The following is a 2,042-nucleotide window of genomic DNA, read 5'->3' on the forward strand; positions in this document are numbered from 1 at the left end:
GGGTGATAAGCAATGCCGACCCAGAAGGCAAGGGCCGCGTGCAGGTGCGGATGAACTGGCAGACGGGCAACATGCACACCGACTGGATACGCGTGATGACGCCCGACGGCGGCGGCTGCCGCGACGGGGTTGAGACCAACCGCGGCTTCGTTTTCATCCCCGAGGTGGGCGACCACGTGCTGGTGGGGTTCCGCCACAACGACCCCAACCGCCCCTACGTGATGGGCAGCCTGTTCAACGGAATCACCGGCGGTGGTTGTGGTAAGGGCAACAACTGCAAGAGCATCTGTACGCGCAGCGGCATCTGCATCGCCTTCAACGACGACAGTAGGACACTGACACTTAGCGACCCTAGCGGCAACATGGTGTTGATGGATGGGCATGGCGGCATGAGGATAATGGCGCCAAGTGACGTGAACCTCTCCGTTGGCAACAACTTAAACGTCACTGTCGGCAAGAACCTGAACTTGACTGTCGGCGATAATCAGACGAGTGTTGTGGGAAACACACTCTCAATAAAGGCTTTGGAGCAGATGCTGGTAGAGACGCCTGTTATGAAACAGCTGATATCCGACTTCTTCCACACACAGGCGGGTAGGGCTTTGCTTAATTCGCACGGACAGATAAAGATAGAGGCGGACGAGACGAATGTGGTGGGCGAGAGAAAACTGATGATGCACAGCGGCGACCACGCTTTGCTTAATTCGCACGGAAAGGTGGAGATAAGGGCCGAACAAGGCATAGATGAGCTTAATCATGCGGAAGACTATGAGGTGGAGAAGGAGAATATTGCCGAGCAGGTGTGCGTGCAGTTCCGTCCCAATAAAGACTATAGTGGAGAGTTTGGGTTCGACTGGTTCAGGATTGGCGACTGCGAGCGTAAGGTCCCGGTTCAAACCAAGGACAACAGCGAGAGCAAGGGCAACAGCCAGACCAAGGCCAGTAGTGAAACAAAAGGTAACGGCCAAACAAATGCCGACGGCAAAACCGAGGGCGGCAGCGGAACCAAGTTCGACATACGTTACGACACGATAATGGGCTTTTATAACAAAACGGGGTTCGTACCAGACGACCATGTTTGGCAAAGGTTCATGTGGCAGGAGTTCTCGCCGCTGTACATCATTCCGTGGAAAAAGCAGAACAAGATGAAAGATTATATCTATGCCCCTCCCGTAATGACCTTGTTGAAAGGCCATAGTGCCGACTTGGTTTTGAACATGGAGGTAAACCAGAAAGCGAAAGAGCTGAGGTATGAGTATGACAAGAAGTTTTTCCAACTGGATAAAACCACAGCGAAAGTACTCGACAAGGGGTTGCACATCAATGGCGACACGATACGGATTACTTGTATTGAGGAATTCGGTGAAACCAAGTTCATCGAGGTTTACGCTTACGATGAGGAGGGTAATAAAACACTCGCCGGTAAGCTGTTGGTTCTTGCGAACGATGCCAAGCATCGGCGCAAGATTGACGTGGTGTTGGTTAGGGTAAGGTGTAAGATAAATTCCGACCCAACGGTTCTTCCCACCCTACCTGGCGAGAATTCTATTCGTAAGGCAACGTTGATGAAATTTTTCACCCAATGCTATGTAGAGGCGAACATAGAAGAATGTGTGTTGGATTTGAGTGATGAGAAACACATTAAGGAGTTTATGGCGTATACAACAACAAAAGACAAGAAAATGATTCTTGATATCGCTAAACTTAATAACAAGAGCACTTACAATTACCTTACCAACCAAATAAACAACAACCCAAACACATCAAAGTATGATGGTTATTATAAGATTTTCTTGATTGACGAGCTTTGTTTTAAAGAAGAGAAAGAAGTGTATGGACGTGCAAGGGATCGCAACACAAAAGAGGTAATTGTGTTTAGAAAAGGTCTGAACGATAACACTTGTGTTCATGAACTTTTCCATGCCCTAGGCCTTCGTCATCCTTTCGACAAATTGAACAAGTATATATTCCAGGAGTTTACCACAGACAACATTATGGATTACTCTGATATTGGTCCTTTACATATCCCAGTTGTTGCCACT

The 2,042-nt window shown here is 48.5% G+C and carries 1 protein-coding gene; it reads left to right on the top strand.

What is annotated here, in order from left to right; all coding sequences use genetic code 11:
- The coding region (locus tag HMPREF0670_RS15320; protein WP_198009292.1) for a phage baseplate assembly protein V at positions 1-2,042 on the top strand (2,042 nt) is incomplete at both ends.

It is taken from the genome of Prevotella sp. oral taxon 317 str. F0108 (assembly GCF_000162415.1).
Taxonomy (GTDB): Bacteria; Bacteroidota; Bacteroidia; order Bacteroidales; family Bacteroidaceae; genus Prevotella; species Prevotella conceptionensis.